19 protein-coding genes are annotated in these 17,698 nt (G+C 73.1%); 17 read left to right on the top strand and 2 right to left on the bottom strand.

Going from position 1 to position 17,698, the window contains the following annotated elements:
- The first annotated feature begins 150 nt into the window (after nt 1–150).
- The 15 genes from OG373_RS09525 to OG373_RS09455 all read left to right on the top strand — a co-directional run bounded on the left by OG373_RS09525 (nt 151) and on the right by OG373_RS09455 (nt 13,897).
- A complete protein-coding gene (locus OG373_RS09525; RefSeq protein WP_328961034.1) occupies nt 151–1,206 on the top strand; it encodes a hydrogenase expression protein HypE in 1,056 nt (351 codons plus the stop codon).
- A gap of 64 nt (nt 1,207–1,270) precedes the next feature.
- The gene (locus OG373_RS09520) at nt 1,271–3,055 is read left to right on the top strand and encodes a nickel-dependent hydrogenase large subunit (RefSeq protein ID WP_397729774.1); all 1,785 of its coding nucleotides are present in this window, start codon (nt 1,271–1,273) and stop codon (nt 3,053–3,055) included.
- Entirely contained in the window at nt 3,052–3,579 is a 528-nt protein-coding gene (locus tag OG373_RS09515) for a hypothetical protein (protein WP_405437432.1), read from the top strand. The genes OG373_RS09520 and OG373_RS09515 overlap by 4 nt, the downstream gene beginning before the upstream one ends.
- Complete coding sequence (locus OG373_RS09510) at nt 3,576–4,280, top strand: DUF5947 family protein (protein WP_405437430.1); 705 nt, start codon at nt 3,576–3,578, stop codon at nt 4,278–4,280. Before OG373_RS09515 ends, OG373_RS09510 begins: the two co-directional genes overlap by 4 nt.
- Nucleotides 4,277–4,981: a DUF6084 family protein gene (locus tag OG373_RS09505; RefSeq protein ID WP_405437428.1), complete on the top strand. Its 705-nt coding sequence runs from the start codon at nt 4,277–4,279 to the stop codon at nt 4,979–4,981. Before OG373_RS09510 ends, OG373_RS09505 begins: the two co-directional genes overlap by 4 nt.
- Complete coding sequence (locus OG373_RS09500; protein WP_405437426.1) at nt 4,978–6,402, top strand: hypothetical protein; 1,425 nt, start codon at nt 4,978–4,980, stop codon at nt 6,400–6,402. Before OG373_RS09505 ends, OG373_RS09500 begins: the two co-directional genes overlap by 4 nt.
- Entirely contained in the window at nt 6,399–6,947 is a 549-nt protein-coding gene (locus OG373_RS09495) for a hydrogenase maturation protease (protein ID WP_405437425.1), read from the top strand. The genes OG373_RS09500 and OG373_RS09495 overlap by 4 nt, the downstream gene beginning before the upstream one ends.
- Complete coding sequence (locus OG373_RS09490; RefSeq protein WP_405437423.1) at nt 6,944–7,048, top strand: DUF6893 family small protein; 105 nt, start codon at nt 6,944–6,946, stop codon at nt 7,046–7,048. The genes OG373_RS09495 and OG373_RS09490 overlap by 4 nt, the downstream gene beginning before the upstream one ends.
- Nucleotides 7,049–7,183: 135 nt before the next feature.
- Nucleotides 7,184–7,579, top strand: a complete 396-nt coding sequence (locus OG373_RS09485; protein ID WP_397729767.1) for a hydrogenase maturation nickel metallochaperone HypA — start codon at nt 7,184–7,186, stop codon at nt 7,577–7,579.
- A gap of 3 nt (nt 7,580–7,582) precedes the next feature.
- Nucleotides 7,583–8,434: a hydrogenase nickel incorporation protein HypB gene (gene hypB / locus OG373_RS09480; protein WP_405437421.1), complete on the top strand. Its 852-nt coding sequence runs from the start codon at nt 7,583–7,585 to the stop codon at nt 8,432–8,434.
- Nucleotides 8,434–10,770, top strand: a complete 2,337-nt coding sequence (gene hypF / locus OG373_RS09475) for a carbamoyltransferase HypF (RefSeq protein ID WP_405437420.1) — start codon at nt 8,434–8,436, stop codon at nt 10,768–10,770. Before hypB ends, hypF begins: the two co-directional genes overlap by 1 nt.
- A 25-nt stretch (nt 10,771–10,795) precedes the next feature.
- On the top strand, nt 10,796–11,155 hold the full coding sequence (locus tag OG373_RS09470; protein WP_405437419.1) for a HypC/HybG/HupF family hydrogenase formation chaperone: 360 nt from the start codon (nt 10,796–10,798) through the stop codon (nt 11,153–11,155).
- A complete protein-coding gene (hypD, locus tag OG373_RS09465; protein WP_405437417.1) occupies nt 11,152–12,342 on the top strand; it encodes a hydrogenase formation protein HypD in 1,191 nt (396 codons plus the stop codon). Before OG373_RS09470 ends, hypD begins: the two co-directional genes overlap by 4 nt.
- On the top strand, nt 12,335–13,396 hold the full coding sequence (gene hypE, locus OG373_RS09460) for a hydrogenase expression/formation protein HypE (protein WP_405437416.1): 1,062 nt from the start codon (nt 12,335–12,337) through the stop codon (nt 13,394–13,396). Before hypD ends, hypE begins: the two co-directional genes overlap by 8 nt.
- A 168-nt stretch (nt 13,397–13,564) precedes the next feature.
- Nucleotides 13,565–13,897: a hypothetical protein gene (locus OG373_RS09455; protein ID WP_405437414.1), complete on the top strand. Its 333-nt coding sequence runs from the start codon at nt 13,565–13,567 to the stop codon at nt 13,895–13,897.
- A gap of 28 nt (nt 13,898–13,925) precedes the next feature.
- Here OG373_RS09455 and OG373_RS09450 read toward each other — a convergent pair whose 3' ends face one another.
- Nucleotides 13,926–15,182 carry a cation:proton antiporter gene (locus tag OG373_RS09450; RefSeq protein ID WP_405437413.1) on the bottom strand — a complete coding sequence of 419 codons (1,257 nt, stop codon included), beginning with the start codon at nt 15,180–15,182 and terminating at the stop codon, nt 13,926–13,928.
- Nucleotides 15,183–15,188: 6 nt separating this feature from the next.
- Complete coding sequence (locus OG373_RS09445; protein ID WP_405437412.1) at nt 15,189–15,659, bottom strand: cation:proton antiporter regulatory subunit; 471 nt, start codon at nt 15,657–15,659, stop codon at nt 15,189–15,191.
- A 301-nt stretch (nt 15,660–15,960) separates the two neighbouring features.
- On the opposite strand from OG373_RS09445, the gene OG373_RS09440 reads away from it, so the two are divergent.
- Nucleotides 15,961–16,983, top strand: a complete 1,023-nt coding sequence (locus OG373_RS09440; RefSeq protein ID WP_405437411.1) for a histidine kinase — start codon at nt 15,961–15,963, stop codon at nt 16,981–16,983.
- Nucleotides 16,980–17,645, top strand: coding sequence for a response regulator transcription factor (locus OG373_RS09435; protein ID WP_189967792.1), 666 nt, complete (start codon nt 16,980–16,982; stop codon nt 17,643–17,645). The genes OG373_RS09440 and OG373_RS09435 overlap by 4 nt, the downstream gene beginning before the upstream one ends.
- Nucleotides 17,646–17,698 lie beyond the last annotated feature (53 nt).

Below are 17,698 nucleotides of genomic sequence, written 5' to 3'. Positions count from 1 at the left end.
CGGCACCGCGGCCGTCCGTCCGCCCGGTGTCACTGGACTGGCCGTACCTGACGCGGCACCCGGGCCGGACTGCTGTTAGCAAGAAAGGTGTGGGTGAGGCAGGCCGCCTCACCCCACCCCCTCCCGATCCCCTCCCCGAGGAGCCGTCCCATGGCCACAGCGACGCAGGAAAAGGTTGAGGATCCGGTGATCCACATCCTCTGGATCAACGCGGGGCTGAGCTGCGACGGCGACTCCGTGTCCCTGACGGCGGCGATGCAGCCGAGCATCGAGGAGATCGTGACCGGTGTACTGCCCGGTCTGCCGAAGATCGCCGTGCACTGGCCGCTGATCGACTTCGAGTGCGGCCCGGTCGGCGGCGCCGACACCTTCATCGAGTGGTTCTTCAAGGGCGAGCGGGGCGAGATCGATCCGTTCGTCCTGGTGGTCGAGGGGTCCATCCCCAACGAGAAGATCAAGCCCGAGGGCTACTGGTGCGGGTTCGGTGACGACCCGGAGACCGGTCAGCCCATCACCACCAGCGAGTGGATCGACCGGCTGGCCCCCAAGGCCCTCGCCGTCGTGGCCATCGGCACCTGCGCCACGTACGGCGGCATCCACGCGATGGAGGGCAACCCCACGGGCGCCATGGGCGTGCCCGACTACCTGGGCTGGGACTGGACCTCGAAGGCCGGCATCCCGATCGTCTGCGTGCCGGGCTGCCCGATCCAGCCGGACAACTTCTCGGAGACCCTGACCTACCTGCTCTACCAGGCGGCCGGCTCCGCCCCGATGATCCCCCTCGACGACAAGCTGCGTCCGACCTGGCTCTTCGGGGCCACCGTCCACGAGGGCTGCGACCGCGCCGGCTACTACGAGCAGGGCCAGTTCGCCGAGACCTACGACTCCCCGCAGTGCCTGGTCAAGCTCGGCTGCTGGGGCCCCGTCGTCAAGTGCAACGTGCCCAAGCGCGGCTGGATGAACGGCATCGGCGGCTGCCCCAACGTCGGCGGCATCTGCATCGCCTGCACCATGCCCGGCTTCCCCGACAAGTTCATGCCGTTCATGGACGAACCTCCCGGCGCCAAGGTCTCCACGAAGGCGAGCGGCGCGTACGGCGCCCTGATCCGCCGGCTGAGGTCCGTCACCGCCCACACGGTCGACGAGGAACCGAAGTGGCGGCAGACCGGCCGGGCCCTGACCACGGGCTACCGCCCGCCCTGGTGACGCCCCCCCGGCAGCACACCCCAACTCCCGTTCTCCGCACCGAAGAAGGGTCACGGCACAAACGATGACACCGAAGACGAAGGCGGCCGCAGACGGCAGCGGCCTGGTGGAGATGGCCTGGGATCCGATCACCCGGATCGTGGGCAGTCTCGGCATCCACACGAAGATCGACTTCAAGCAGAAGCGGGTCGCGGAGTGCTACAGCACCTCGTCGGTCTTCCGCGGCTACAGCGTCTTCATGCGCGGCAAGGACCCCCGCGACGCGCACTTCATCACCAGCCGCATCTGCGGCATCTGCGGTGACAACCACGCCACCTGCTCGGTGTACGCGCAGAACATGGCCTACGGGGTGAAGCCGCCCCACCTCGCCGAGTGGATCATCAACCTGGGCGAGTCCGCGGAGTACATGTTCGACCACAACATCTTCCAGGAGAACCTGGTCGGGGTCGACTACTGCGAGAAGATGGTCCGCGAGACCAACCCCGGTGTCCTGGAGCTCGCAGAGCGCACGCCGTCCCCGCACGCAGGGGAGCACGGCTACAAGACCATCGCCGACATCATGCGCTCCCTCAACCCCATCGAGGGCGAGTTCTACCGCGAGGCGCTCCAGGTCTCCCGCTACACGCGCGAGATGTTCTGCCTGATGGAGGGCCGCCACGTGCACCCCTCCACCCTCTACCCGGGCGGCGTCGGCACCATCGCCTCCGTCCAGCTCTTCACGGACTACATGAGCCGCCTCATGCGGTACTGCGAGTTCATGAAGAAGGTCGTCCCGCTCCACGACGACCTGTTCGACTTCTTCTACGAGGCCCTGCCCGGCTACGAGGAGGTCGGCCGCCGCCGCGTCCTCCTCGGCTGCTGGGGCGCCCTCAACGACCCCGAGTACTGCGACTTCACGTACGCCAACATGACCGACTGGGGACGGAAGATGTTCGTCACCCCGGGCGTGGTGGTGGACGGCAAGCTGGTCACCAACGACCTCACCGAGATCAACCTCGGCATCCGCATCCTCCTCGGCAGCTCGTACTACGACGACTGGGAGGGGCAGGAGCAGTTCGTCACGCACGACCCGCTCGGCAACCCGGTCGACCCGCGCCACCCGTGGAACCAGCACACCATCCCGGCCCCGCAGAAGCGGAACTTCGACGACAAGTACAGCTGGGTCATGTCGCCCCGCTGGTTCGACGGCAAGGACCACCTGGCCCTGGACACCGGCGGCGGCCCCATCGCCCGCCTGTGGTCCACCGCCCTGTCGGGGCTGGTCCACACCGACTACGTGCAGGCCACCGGTCACAGCGTCGTGATCACCCTGCCGCGCACGATGACCAAGCCCGAGACCCGCTTCGAGTGGAAGATCCCGAAGTGGAGCAACGCGCTCGAACGCAACCGCGCGCGCACCTACTTCCAGGCCTACGCGGCCGCCATCGCCCTGCACTGCGCCGAGAAGGGCCTCGCCGAGGTCCGCGCCGGGCGCACCCAGACCTGGGAGAAGTTCGAGGTCCCGGACGAGGGGCTCGGTGTCGGCTTCACCGAGGCCGTACGCGGCGTCCTGTCGCACCACATGGTGATCCGCGACGGGAAGATCGCCAACTACCACCCGTACCCGCCGACCCCGTGGAACGCCAGCACCCGCGACACCTTCGGCACGCCGGGACCGTACGAGGACGCCGTGCAGAACACCCCGATCTTCGAGGAGAACACCCCGGAGAACTTCAAGGGCATCGACATCATGCGCGCCGTCCGCAGCTTCGACCCCTGTCTGCCCTGCGGAGTCCACATGTACGTGGGCGGCGGCAAGACGGTCAAGACGATGCACGTGCCCACCGGCCTGAGCGGACTGGGCGGATGAGGGCCGCGATCGACGGCCCGCAGGCCGGACGCAGGATCGAGGAGGTCCTCGACCGGCTCGCCGCCACCGGCGACCGGGCGGCGTGCGAGGCGGCCGAGGAACTGGTGCGCGTCCTCATGGACTTCTACGGCGCCGGGCTCGCCCGGATCGTCGAGAAGGTCGGGGAGGGCCCCCTCAAGGCGGTTTACGACGACGAACTCGTCGCGAGCCTGCTCTCCCTGCACGGCCTGCACCCCGAGGACGTGCACACCCGCATCGGTCGCGCCCTGGCCGCCCACGGCGAATCCCTGGAACTGCTCGGCTTCGACGAGCACACCGGCGTCCTGCGGCTGCGTCCCGCCGCCGCCCCCACCGGCTGCGGCTGCGGATCTGGCGGCCAGGACGGCGCCGGCCGCACCCTGGAGGACAGCCTCGCCTGCTTCGCCCCCGAGGTGACCGGCGTGGAGCGGGAGCCCGCCCCGGCCCCGGCCCCCGCCCTGCTGCAGATCGGCACCCGGCCCACGAGCCCGGCACGGGTGCCGTGAGCGGGCCCGGTCTGCGTCACGACGGCCCGCGCGCCCCGCGCGGGCTGCGCCGGTTCGCGGGCCCGCGCCCGCCCCGGCCCGAGACCTGTGAACTGTGCGGGGTCGTCGTGGCCCCCGACGGCCACCGCCACCTGGTGCAGACCGAGCAGCGCGCGCTGGTCTGCGCCTGCACCGCCTGCGCCCTGCTCTTCGACCGGCCGGGCGCGGTCACCGGACGCCTGCGGACCGTACCGGACCGCTACCTCACCGACCCCGGGCACCGGCTCGACGACGGCGCGTGGGAACTCCTCCAGATCCCGGTCGGCGTCGCGTTCTTCTTCCGCAACGCCGCCCTCGACCGGCTGGTCGCCCTCTACCCGAGCCCGGCCGGAGCCACCGAGAGCGAACTCGACCCCGAGACCTGGCAGACCGTACTGGGCACCGGCCGGCTGTCCGCGCTGCTCGAACCCGACGTCGAGGCGCTGCTGCTGCGCCGCTCGGAGGGCCGTACCGCGTGCTACCTGGTGCCGATCGACATCTGCTACGAGCTGGTGGGGCGGATGAGGCTGCTGTGGCAGGGCTTCGACGGCGGGGCGGAGGCCCGGGCCGCCCTGGACACCTTCTTCGACCAGGTGGAACGGCGGTCCAGGGCGCTGGCCGAGACACCGGCGACGGCGGAGACACCAGCGCCGGCAGAGACGGTGGAGGACGGGGTCCGATGACGGAATTCGCCTTCACCTGCACCGGGGTGCGCGCCGACGCCTACGCCGCCGGCCCCACCCTCGTCTTCCGGCTGCGGATCACCGCCGCCGGGAGCGCCCGGGTGCACGCCATCGCCCTGCGCTGCCAGATCCGCATCGAACCGGCCCGGCGCGGCTACGGACCCGCCGAGGCGGAAGGCCTCGCGGACCTGTTCGGCGAGCGCTCCCGGTGGGGCAACACCCTGCAGCCCGTGCAGTTCGCCCAGGTCTCCGTCATGGTCCCGAGCTTCACCGGCGAGACCGAGACCGACCTCGTCGTGCCCTGCACCTACGACATGGACATCGCCGCGACCCGGTACTTCCAGGCCCTGGCGGAGGGCGAGGTGCCGCTGCTGATGCTGTTCTCCGGCACCGCCTTCACCGGGGACGCCGGGTTCCACGTCGAGCCGGTGCCCTGGGACCGCGAAGCCTCGTACCGGATGCCCGTGGCCGTGTGGCGCGAGATGGTCGAACAGCACTTCCCCGGCTGCGGCTGGCTCCGGCTGCCCCGCGACACCATGGACGAGCTGCTGGCCTTCCGCTCCCGCCACGCGCTCGCCTCGTGGGAGGCGACCGTACGGGCCCTGCTGGACGCGGCCGCCCCGGCGGAGCCAGCGGCCCCGCCGGGTCCCGTCCGGCTCGGCGCGATCCTGCCGCGCCTCACCGAGAGGACGGCGCCGTGACCACGACGACCACCCCGGGCTCCCGCTTCGCCGTCGCCCGGCAGGTGGCCGACGCGGTCCTCCTCGAGGGGTACGTGCTCTACCCCTACCGGGCCTCGGCCGCCAAGAACCGGCTGCGCTGGCAGTTCGGCGTCCTCGTACCCCCGGCGTGGGGCCGCGCCCACGAGGAGCACGTCCTCCAGCAGACCGAGATCCTGATGGAGCCCCGGGGCGAGGCGACCCTCGCCCTGGAACTGCGCTTCCTGCACGCGCAGCGGCGTACCGTCCAACAGGCCCGGGACGGAGGGGACTTCACGGACGTCCCCGAGCTGCACCTGGCCGACCGGGTCCTCGTGCCCTGGGACGAGGGCACCGAGGAGCGGGTCGAGGTGAGCGTGCCCGTCGCCGAGCTGCTCGGGGACGACGGCGTCACCTTCCCGTTCCGCCGCCCGGCCCGCGTCGACACCGAGCCCGTTCTCGATGCCGACGGGCGCACGGTGGGCCGCCTCGTGCGGCGCACCGAGGAGATCGAGGGCCGACTGCGCCTGCGCGCTGTCGAACTCCCCGGCGCCTACCGGGTGTTCCGGCTCCGGGCCGTGGTGGAGAACACCAGCCCGTGGACCCCGCCCGCCGGAGCCGGGCCCGTCGACCGGGAGGCTGCGCTCCCGCATTCGCTGGTCGCCGCCCACCTCCTGCTCGGCCTGGACTCCGGATCCTTCCTGTCCATGACCGACCCGCCCGAATGGGCCCGGCAGGCGGTGGCCGCCTGCGAGAACCGCCACACCTGGCCGGTGCTCGCGGGCGAACCGGGCCGCGCCGACGTGGTCCTGTCGTCCCCGATCATCCTGGAGGACCACCCGGCCATCGCCCCCGAGAGCGTGGGCGCCATGTACGACGCCACCGAGATCGACGAGATCCTCGCCCTGCGCACGGCCGCCCTGACCGAGCAGGAGAAGCGCGAGGCCCGCGGCACCGACGCCCGGGCGGCCGCCGTGATCGACCTCGCCGACTCCATGCCCCCCGAGGTGCTGGAGCGGCTGCACGGCGCCGTGCGGGCCCTGCGGGAGGTCACCGGCCCGGAGCAGCCCCCGCTCATCGCGGAACTCCCCTCCGACGACGTGGTGTTCAGGCCCGACACCCCCTGGTGGGACCCGGCCCGGGCGGACACCGCGGACCCGGCCCGCGACCGGATCACGATCGACGGCGCCTCGGTGGGCCCCGGCAGCCGCGTCCTGCTCCGCCCGGGACTGCGGCGCACCGACGCGCAGGACCTCTTCCTCCAGGGCCGTACCGCGCTGGTCGAGGCCGTCCTGCACGACGTGGACGGGGGAGTGCACCTCGCCGTCACCGTGGAGGACGACCCGGGCGCGGACATCCGCCGCGAGCAGGGCAGGTTCCTCTACTTCCAGCCCGACGAGGTCACCCCGCTGGAGGACGCGTGAACGCCCGGGTCCTGGTCGCCGGCATCGGCAACGTCTTCCTCGGCGACGACGGCTTCGGCGTCGAGACCGTACGGGCGCTGGCCGAGCACCCGCTGCCCGAAGGCGTCGAGGCGGTGGACTTCGGCGTCCGCGGTGTCCACCTCGCCTACCAGCTCCTCGACGGCTACGACACGCTGCTGCTGCTCGACGCCACCGCACGCGGCGGCGAGCCGGGCACGCTGTACCTGATCGAGGCCGACGGGAGCACGGGCCCGGAGACGGCCGGCGCCGGGGCACCGCCGCCGCCCGTCCTCGACGGCCACCACATGTCCCCCGACGCCGTCCTCGCCCTGCTGGACACCCTGTGCGCCGGCACCGGAGCCACCCCGCCGCGGCGCACCCTCGTCCTCGGCTGCGAACCGGCCGGGGTCGAGGAGGGCATCGGACTGAGCGCACCGGTGGCCGCCGCCGTACCGGAGGCCGTACGCATGGCCCTGGACCTGATCCACGGCCGGGACCACGACGAAACCGACCGGCCTCGCCGCGAACTGAGGAGAACCCCATGAAGAAGGCCATTATCGGCGGGGCCGCGGCCGCCGCCCTCGCCGCCGTACTGATGCAGATGCTCCCCGACCTCCGGCGCTACCTGCGCATGCGCCGGATGTGACACCGCCGGGGCGCGGCCGTGGCCGCGGATGCGGATACGGGCGCCCGAATGGCGTACAGGCGCGCCGCCCACCGGCGTGCCGACCGCACGGACTCCGTCCCGCCGGTTCAATGAGCCCCGGCAGGACGGAGTCCGATGCACGAGATGTCGATCGCCATGGCCGTCGTGGGCCAGGTGGAAGAGGCGGCCCGGGCGGGCGGCGCGCACGCCGTCACCTCCGTACGGCTGCAGGTCGGTGAGCTGGCGGGGGTGGTCCCCGACGCGCTGGCCTTCTGTTTCGAACTGGCCTGCGCCGGAACGGTCCTCGAAGGAGCCGAACTCGTCACGGAGTCCGTGACGGCCCGGGCCCGCTGCGGTTCCTGCCCCGGAACCTGGGCGGTGGGCATGCCCCCCGAGCTGTGCTGCCCCGGATGCGGCAGGGCCACCGAGGTGGAACTGCTGTCGGGCCGTGAGCTGGAGATCCTCAGCGTGCGCTGGGAAGACGGCCCCGCCGGCGCCCGTACCCGCGAACCGATTCCCGAGGAGGCCTGAACCATGTGCCGAGTGGTCGATCTGCGGCAGGCGGTGCTCGCCAAGAACGACGAAGCCGCCCAGGTCCTGCGCACCGAACTCACCGCCCGCGGTACGACCGTGGTCAACCTGCTCTCCAGCCCCGGCAGCGGCAAGACGGCGCTCCTGGAGCGCGAACTGCTCCTCGCGCGGGAGCGGGGCGTGGCCGTGGCCGCGCTGACCGCGGACCTGGCCACCGAGAACGACGCGCTGCGGCTGGCCCGTTCGGGCGTACCGGTCAAGCAGGTGCTCACCGACGGGCTGTGTCACCTGGAGGCCGCGATGCTCGGCCGGCACCTGGACGGCTGGCTGCCCGGGGACACCCGGCTGCTCTTCGTGGAGAACGTGGGCAATCTGGTCTGCCCGGCCGGGTACGACCTGGGTGAATCGCTGCGGGTGGTGCTCGCCTCGGTGACCGAGGGCGAGGACAAGCCGCTGAAGTACCCGACCGCCTTCGGACTGGCCCAGCTGGTGCTGGTCACCAAGACCGACATCGCGCGGGCCGTCGAGTTCGACGAGGCCGCCTTCCGCGCCAACGTCGAGCAGGTCAACCCCGGTGTGGAGATCGTCCTCACCTCGGCTCGGGCCGGCGAGGGCCTGGGCGTCCTGCTCGACCGGGCGCTGGAGGTCGGGGCGGGCGGCGGGGCGCACGCACCGGTGATGGCCCGTCAGCAGCACGCGCACCCTCACGCTCACGCATACGCGCACGGGCACAGTCACGGACATGGCCACGATCACGACGACGAACACGATCACGGCCGTGACGAGGACCACGATCACGATCACGACGGGGAGCACGAACACCCGCACGTCCAGACCGCCGCGCAGACCCGCTGATGGAGGCGGTGCAGCGCCGCAGGGTCACCGTCCGGGGCGTGGTCCAGGGCGTCGGCTTCCGCCCCTACGTCTACACCCGCGCGACCGGACTGGGCCTGGCCGGGCACGTCACCAACACCCCCGAGGGCGTCGTCGCCGAGGTCGAGGGCGCCCCGGACGCGGTCTCGCGGTTCTGCGAACGGCTCGCGGCGGACGCGCCCCCGTTGGCAGTGGTCGACACCGTCGACCACTGGGAGGTCCCCGTCGCGGGCGGCGCCGGATTCACCATCATCGCCTCCCGGACCGGCGGCCCCGCCCGGACCCTGGTCTCCCCGGACGTGGCGACCTGCGCCGACTGCCTCGCCGAACTGGCCGACCCGGCCGACCGGCGCCACCGGCACCCCTTCATCACCTGCACCCACTGCGGGCCGCGCTTCACCATCGTCACCGGGCTGCCGTACGACCGCGCCCACACCACCATGGCCGCCTTCCCCCTGTGCCCCGACTGCGCCCGCGAGTACGAGGACCCGGCCGACCGCCGCTTCCACGCCCAGCCCGTCGCCTGCCCGGCCTGCGGCCCGCGCCTCAGGCTGCTCACCGGCCGTCCGCCCCGCGAGAGCGCCGCCGCCGACCCGGTGGCCGAGGCCCGCCGGCTCCTGGCCGCCGGGGCGATCCTCGCCGTCAAGGGCCTGGGCGGCTACCACCTGGCCTGCGACGCCACCCACCCGGGCGCCGTGGCCGAGCTGCGCCGGCGCAAGGCGCGCGGGGACAAGCCCTTCGCGCTGATGGCCCGGGACCTCGCCGACGTCGAGCGGTTCGCGCACCTCGGCCCCGAGGAACGGGAGCTGCTCACGGGTGGCGTACGGCCCATCGTGCTGCTGCGACGCCGCGCGGGCACGGACGGCCCGGACGGGGTCGCCCCGCGCTGTCCCGACCTCGGGGTGATGCTCCCGTACACCCCGGTGCACCACTTGCTGCTCGGCCTGCCCGGCGACCCCCCGGGCCCCCGGCTGCTCGTCATGACCAGCGGGAACCTCGCCGGGGAGCCCATCGTCACCGACGACGACGAGGCCCTGGACCGGCTCGCCGCCCTCGCCGACGGCTGGCTGACCCACGACCGCCCCATCCACGTGCCGTGCGACGACTCCGTGGTGCGGGTCTGCGACGGCGAGACGCTGACCCTGCGGCGCTCGCGCGGGTACGCCCCGCTGCCACTGACCCTGCCCGTACCGGTCCCCGCGACCCTCGCGGCGGGCGGCGACCTGAAGAACGCCTTCTGCCTCGGCGAAGGGCGCAAGGCCTGGCCGTCCGCCCACATCGGCGACATGGACGACCTCGCCACCCAGGACGCCCTCGAACGCGCCGAGCGGCAGCTGGAGTCCATCACCGGCGTCACCCCCGTGCTCCTCGCAGCCGACCGCCACCCCGGCTACCGCTCCGCCGGGTGGGCCCGGCGTGCCGCGGGCGCCCGGCCCCTCGTTCGCGTCCAGCACCATCACGCGCACATCGCCTCCGCCATGGCGGAGCACGGCCTGGGCGGCGGCCGTCCGGTGATCGGCGTCGCCTTCGACGGCACCGGCTACGGCGACGACGGCGCCGTGTGGGGCGGTGAGCTCCTCCTCGCCGACTACGCGGGGTACACCCGGTTCGCGCACCTCGCCTACGTCCCGCTGCCCGGCGGCGACGCGGCCGTGCACCGCCCGTACCGCATGGCGCTGTCCCATCTGCGGGCCGCGGGCATCGAGTGGACACCGGACCTGCCCTGCACCGCCGCCTGCCCGCCCGGAGAACTGCGGGTGCTGGAGCGGCAGCTGGAGCGGGGCCTGAACTGCGTCCCGACCTCCAGCATGGGCCGTCTCTTCGACGCCGTGTCCTCCCTGGCCGGAATCTGCCACCGGGCCGGGTACGAGGCCCAGGCCGCGATCGAGCTGGAGGGGGCGGCGTACGGAGCGCACGGCGACGGTGAAGTCCACGGCGGCGGCCACGGCTACGCCTTCGGCCTGCACGTGCCGCCGGACCCCGGCGGCGGTCCGGTCACCGCCGATCCGGCGCCCGTACTGGCCGCCGTGGTGGCCGACGTACGCGCGGGCACGGACCCGGCGCTGATCGCGGCCCGCTTCCACGCCGCCGTCGCCGCCCTCGTCACCGCGTTGTGCGAGCTGGCGCGCGAGCGGCACGGCCTGGACACCGTCGCCCTGACCGGCGGGGTCTTCGCCAACACCCTGCTCTCCTCGGCATGCGCCCGGCTGCTGCGCACCTGCGGATTCACCGTCCTGCGGCACGGCCGGATCCCCCCGAACGACGGCGGGCTGTCCCTGGGCCAGCTCATGGTGGCCGCCGCGCACCACACCCCCTGACCTCACCCACAGCAAGGAGAAGCCCATGTGCCTGGCGGTGCCCGGCAGAGTGCTCGACATCGGGGAGAAGGACGGCACCCGCATGGCCACCGTCGACTTCGGCGGTGTGCAGAAGGAGGTGTGTTTGGAGTACCTGCCGGACCTGCAGGTGGGTGAGTACGCCATCGTCCACGTGGGCTTCGCCCTCCAGCGCCTCGACGAGGAGTCGGCCAAGCAGACCCTCGAACTCTTCGCGCAACTCGGCATGCTCCAGGAGGAGTTCGGCGATCCGTGGGAGCAGGCCGCAGCGGCCGGTGGCGAACCCTGGCCCTTCGCCGACGATTTCGAACCCCGACCCGCACCCGAGCCCGCCCTCGCCGCGCCGCAGGAGGAAGTCCAGCCGTGAAGTACATCGAGGAGTTCCAGGACCCCGACCTCGCCCGCCGGCTGCTCGACGACATCCACGCCACGGTGACCCGCCCCTGGGCCCTGATGGAGGTCTGCGGTGGCCAGACCCACACGATCATCCGGCACGGAATCGATCAACTGCTCCCGGAGCAGGTCGAATTGATCCACGGTCCCGGCTGCCCGGTGTGCGTCACCCCGCTGGAGGTCATCGACAAGGCGCTGGAGATCGCCTCCCGCCCCGATGTGATCTTCTGTTCCTTCGGGGACATGCTCCGGGTGCCCGGGACCGGCCGCGACCTGTTCCAGGTGCGCAGTGAGGGCGGCGACGTCCGCGTCGTCTACTCCCCGCTCGACGCCCTGCGGATCGCCCAGGAGAACCCGGCGCGCCAGGTGGTCTTCTTCGGCATCGGCTTCGAGACCACCGCGCCGCCCAATGCCATGACGGTCCACCAGGCGAAGAAGCTGGGGATCCCCAACTTCAGCCTGCTGGTCTCCCACGTCCGGGTGCCCCCGGCGATCGAGGCGATCATGCAGTCGCCGAGCTGCCGGGTCCAGGGCTTCCTCGCCGCCGGACACGTTTGCAGCGTGATGGGCATGGGCGAGTACCCCGAACTGGCCGCGCGCCACCGGGTCCCCATCGTGGTGACCGGCTTCGAGCCGCTGGACATCCTGGAAGGCGTCCGCCGGGCCGTGCGGCAGCTCGAGCGCGGCGAGCACACCGTCGACAACGCCTACGCGCGCGCCGTCCGCCCCGAGGGCAACCCGGCCGCCCTCGCCATGCTGGAGGACGTCTTCGAGGTCACCGACCGGGCCTGGCGCGGCATCGGTGTCATCCCCGACAGCGGCTGGCGGCTGTCCCCCCGCTACCGGGACTTCGATGCCGAACACCGCTTCTCGGTCACCGGCATCAACACCCGGGAGCCGGCCGAGTGCCGCAGCGGAGAGGTGCTCCAGGGGCTGCTGAAACCGCACGAGTGCGAGGCCTTCGGCACGCTGTGCACCCCGCGCAGCCCGCTCGGCGCCACCATGGTCTCCAGCGAGGGCGCCTGCGCCGCGTACTACCTCTACCGGCGGCTGGAGCTGGGGACCGTACCCGCCGCCGCGACCGCGACCCCCGCGACCGCCCCGACCGCGACCGCCCCGACCCCCGTGAGCGCCCCGCTGGAGGCGAGCCCCGTTGTCTGACACCGCACTCGACATCACGGGCTGGACCTGCCCGGCCCCGCTGCGCGACCGCCCCCGCGTGGTGATGGGCCACGGCGGCGGGGGCGCACTCTCCGCCGAACTGGTCCAGCACCTCTTCGCCCCCGCCTTCGGCGGTGAGGCGCTCGCCCAGCTCGGGGACTCCGCGGCCGTCTCCCTGGGCGGGGTCCGCCTCGCGTTCTCCACCGACTCCTACGTGGTGCGGCCGCTGTTCTTCCCCGGCGGCGGCATCGGCGACCTCGCGGTCAACGGCACGGTCAACGACCTGGCCATGAGCGGCGCCGAAGCGGCGTACCTCTCCTGCGGGTTCATCCTGGAGGAGGGCGTCGAGATGTCGGTCGTGGCGCGCGTGGCCGAGGCCATGGGCGCGGCCGCGCGCGCCGCGGGCGTGGAGGTGGCGACCGGCGACACCAAGGTCGTGGAAGCGGGCCACGGGGACGGCATCTACATCAACACCGCGGGCATCGGCGTCATCCCCGACGGGGTGGACCTGCGCCCGCAGCGCGTCGTTCCGGGTGACGTCGTCATCGTCAGCGGTGAGATCGGGCTCCACGGGGTGGCGATCATGAGCGTCCGCGAGGGGCTCGAATTCGGCGTGGACATCGAGAGCGACTGCGCGGCCCTGGGCGGACTCGTGCGGAGCATGCTCGCGGTCACCCCGGACCTCCACGTCCTGCGCGACCCCACCCGGGGCGGGCTGGCGGCCTCGCTCAACGAGATCGCCGCCGCCTCGGGCACCGGTGTCGTGATCCACGAGGGCCGCGTCCCGGTCCCCGCGGCCGTCGCGAACGCCTGCGCGATCCTCGGACTCGACCCGCTCTACGTGGCCAACGAGGGCAAGCTGGTCGCCTTCGTGCCCCGCCGGCACGCCGACGCCGTCCTCGACGCCATGCGCGCCCATCCGCTGGGCCGCCACGCGGCGGTGATCGGCGAGGCCGTCGACGCCCACCCGGGCCTGGTCGTGGCCCGCACCGCCCTCGGCGGCACCCGCGTGGTCGATCTGCCGATCGGCGAACAACTGCCGCGCATCTGCTGACCGGTCCGCAGGATGGGTGCCGGTCCCGATGCGCGGGGCCGGCGGGCCGGGTGATGCTCGAGGAGGAACACCTCCTGCATCCCTTCGACGCCGACGTGGAGCGGCTGGTGCCCCCGGTGGCGCTCCCGCTGCTCCGTCGTCGCCCGACACACGGAAAGGAGCGGGGCCATGCCGCGATCCGACGACGCGAGGGCCACCGGCGCCGCTGCCCGGCCCGGGTACGGGGATCCCGTACGGAGCCGGAGCCGGAGCCGGAGCCGAAGTCGAAGCCCGGCCCGGGGGCGGGGCCCGGGCGAACCGCGCCCGCACCCCCGCGCGTACCGCCGGGCGGGCGCCTGGCTGGCCGTCGCCCTCGGGATCTGGGCCGTGGTGGCCGGGGCCACCCTGCCCAACGGGCTCGTGCTGGCGGCCGGGCTGGTCGTGGCCGCGCTGGCGGTGAACCGCCTGGGCGCGGCCGACCCCCGCGCCGGCCGCCGGGCGAAGCCGATGGCCCCGCCCTGACGGCCGGCCGGGCCGCCCCCGCCGCCCGTTACGGACGCCCGGCGGGGTCCTGGTCGGGAGCCGGCTCCGCGGCGGACTCCGGGGACTTCGCGGGGGACGGTACGGCCGCGAGCAGCGGGGTGCTCACGGCGCGGCGCTCCCGGAACCACGCGGCCATCGGCTCGGTGTAGCGGGCGGTCAGCGGGCCGATCACCACGAGGATGAGCACGTAGGCGGTGGCCAGCGGCCCGAGGGCCGGTTCGATGCCGGCGGTGACGGCGAGACCGGCGATGACGATGGAGAACTCGCCGCGGGCGACCAGGGTGCCGCCGGCCCGCCAGCGGCCGTTGATCCCGACCCCGGCGCGCTTCGCGGCCCAGTACCCGGTGGCGATCTTCGTACCCGCGGTGACCAGCGCGAGCGCGAGCGCGGGCAGCAGTACGGGCGGAATGCTCGCCGGATCGGTGTGCAGGCCGAAGAAGACGAAGAACACCGCGGCGAACAGGTCCCGGAGCGGGCTGAGCAGGGTGTGCGTGCCCTCGGCCACCTCGCCGGACAGGGCGATGCCCACCAGGAACGCGCCGACCGCGGCGGACACCTGCAACTGCTGCGCGATGCCCGCGACCAGCAGGGTCAGACCGAGGACGACGAGCAGCAGCTTCTCCGGGTCGTCGCTGGAGACGAAGCGCGAGATGAGCCGGCCGTAGCGGACGGCGACGAACAGCACCGCACCCGCCACGCCGAGGGCGATCGCGAGGGTCAGGCTGCCCGCCGCGAGACCGACCCCGGCCAGCAGTGCGGTGACGATGGGCAGGTAGACGGCCATGGCCAGGTCTTCCAGGACCAGGACGCTGAGGACCACCGGGGTCTCACGGTTGCCGAGCCGGCCCAGGTCCCCCATGACCTTGGCGATGACGCCGGAGGAGGAGATCCAGGTGACCCCCGCGAGGACCACCGCGGCCACCGGACCCCAGCCCATCAGCAGAGCGGCGACCGCGCCGGGTACCGCGTTGAGGGTGAAGTCGACCAGTCCGGCCGGGTACTGGGTCCGGAGATTGGAGACCAGGTCGGTGGCCGTGTACTCCAGCCCCAGCATCAGCAGCAGCAGGATGACGCCGATCTCGGCGCCGATGGCCACGAACTCCTCGCTCGCGCCCATGGGCAGCAGTCCGCCCGTGCCGAAGGCGAGACCGGCCAGCAGGTACAGGGGTATCGGGGAGAAGCGGAACCGCCCGGCGAGCCTGCCCAGCAGACCCAGGCCCAGGATGATCGCACCGAACTCGATCAGGAAGACGGCGGAGTGCACAGGCGATCACTCCCGTCCGAGTATGGAGGCGGCCGCGTCGACGCCCTCGCGGGTCCCGATCACGATGAGCGTGTCCCCGCCGGCGAGGCGGAAGTCGGGCGCGGGGGAGGGGCGGGCCTCGGCCCGGCGCAGTACCGCCACGATCGAGACGCCTGTCTCCGTCCGCATCCGGGTCTCGCCCAGCAGCCGGCCGTTCCAGTGAGAGTGCGCGGACAGCTCGATGCGCTCGGCGACCAGGCCGAGGTCGGTGGTGTGCAGCACGTTGGGGCTGTGGTGGGCGGGCATCAGGGCGTCGATCAGCGAGGCGGTCTCCGCCCCGGTCAGGTGCAGGGACTGGGCGCACGCGTCGGGATCGTCCGCGCGGTAGATGTTCACCGTACGGGTCCCGTCGCGGTGGGCGATCACCGACAGGTCGCGGTGCTCGCGGGTGGTGAGGTCGTACTGGACCCCGATGCCGGGCAGTGGCGTGGTGCTCATCCGTGGAGCAGGCACAGCTCTGTCCCCCCTTGCTTCGTGTTCGGCCGTGGTGCGGCGCGGCCCCGGCGGAAGGCAGGTTCCGGCGGCCGCGCGGGGCTCATGGTGCCACCTCGCGCGGGGCGCGGGATATGGGTGTCGGCACGGATGGACAAGGCCCTCGGCGGACGGCAGGGTGGGGCGGGGACATGGCTCCCGTCGCAGGTCAAGGCGGGTCGCCGCAGGTGCGGGAGGGGCCGGCGGGGATAGTGGAAGCGAGCGGTCCGCCCAGGCGGCGGACACCGGAACGAGGGGAGGGAGGACCGTGTCGCTGTACTGGCGGATCTTCCTGCTCAACGCGGCCGTCCTCGTCACGGCCGTCCTGCTGCTGCTCGGACCGGTCACCGTCTCCACCCCGGTCGTCCTCGGGGAGGCCGTGGTGCTGCTCGCCGGGCTCGCGGCCATGCTGATCGCCAACGCCGTCCTGTTGCGCATCGGGCTGGCGCCGCTCGGCCGGCTGACCCGCGCGATGAGCGCGGTCGACCTGCTGCGCCCCGGCAGCCGGGCCAGGGTGGAGGGCCCCGGCGAAGTGGCCGGGCTGACGACCTCCTTCAACGCCATGCTGGGCCGGCTGGAGGCCGAGCGGGCCGGCAGCACCGCCCGCGCCCTGTCCGCGCAGGAGGCCGAACGCCGCCGCATCGCCCAGGAACTCCACGACGAGGTCGGGCAGACCCTCACCGCGGTCCTGCTCCAGCTCAAGCACGTTGCCGACCGCGCCCCCGCCCCGCTGCGGGAGGAGCTCCACCAGGTGCAGGAGACGACCCGCACCAGCCTGGACGAGATCCGGCGCATTGCCCGCAGGCTGCGCCCCGGGGTCCTGGAGGAGCTCGGACTGCACAGCGCGCTGCGCGCGCTGACCGCGGAGTTCACCAGTGGTTCGCTGACCGTGCGGCACGTGATCGGCCCCGGAGTGCCCCGGCTGGACGAAGCGGCCGAACTCGTCGTCTACCGGGTCGCCCAGGAGGCCCTGACCAACGCCGCCCGGCACGCGCGCGCGAGCGCCGTCGAGGTGCACCTGGCGGGCCGACCCGGCGGTGCGGTGCGGCTGCTGGTACGGGACGACGGCAAGGGGACCGGCCCGGCCGGTGAGGGCGCGGGGATCCAGGGCATGCGCGAACGGGCCCTGCTGATCGGGGCGGAGCTCGTCATCGGGGACGGCCCGCGGGGCGGTACCGAGGTGCGGCTGGACGTACCGGCCATCGACACGGCTGCTGCTGCCGCCGCTGCCGGGTCGGCGTCCGGGGCCGGGTCGGGGTCCGCCGGAGACCTCGGGGAGGGAAGCCGTTGACCGCCCCGGAACGGCCGCCGACCCGCGTCCTGCTCGCCGACGACCACGCCCTCGTACGGCGCGGGGTCCGCCTCATCCTCGACGCCGAACCGGACCTCACGGTGGTCGCCGAGGCGGGGGACGGGGCGGAGGCCGTCGCCCTGGCCCGTACCGGCGAGGTGGACCTCGCGGTCCTCGACGTGGCGATGCCGCGGATGACGGGACTGCAGGCCGCGCGGGAACTCTCCCGGCTGCGACCGGACCTGCGCATCCTCATCCTGACCATGTACGACAACGAGCAGTACTTCTTCGAGGCGCTCAAGGCCGGGGCGGCCGGCTACGTCCCCAAGTCGGTCGCCGACCGCGATCTGGTCGAGGCCTGCCGGGCGGCGATCCGGGACGAGCCGTTCATCTACCCCGGGGCCGAGACCACCCTCATCCGCAACTACCTCGACCGGGCCCGCCAGGGCGACCCGCTGCCCGCCCGGGCGATCACCGAACGCGAGGAGGAGATCCTCAAGCTCGTCGCCGAGGGCCACTCCTCGAAGGAGATCGGCGACCTCCTCGTCATCAGCGCCAAGACCGTCGAGCGCCACCGGGCCAACCTGCTCCAGAAGCTCGGGATGCGCGACCGGCTGGAACTGACCCGGTACGCGATCCGGGTCGGGCTGATCGAGCCGTAGCCGGAGGGACCCGCGGGCCCACCCTCGTAGGTGCGAGGTGGTGCGCCCGGCCC

Source organism: Streptomyces avidinii, from assembly GCF_045161815.1.
Lineage (GTDB): Bacteria > Actinomycetota > Actinomycetes > Streptomycetales > Streptomycetaceae > Streptomyces > Streptomyces avidinii.
This window is presented reverse-complemented; position numbering and strand designations above follow the sequence as displayed.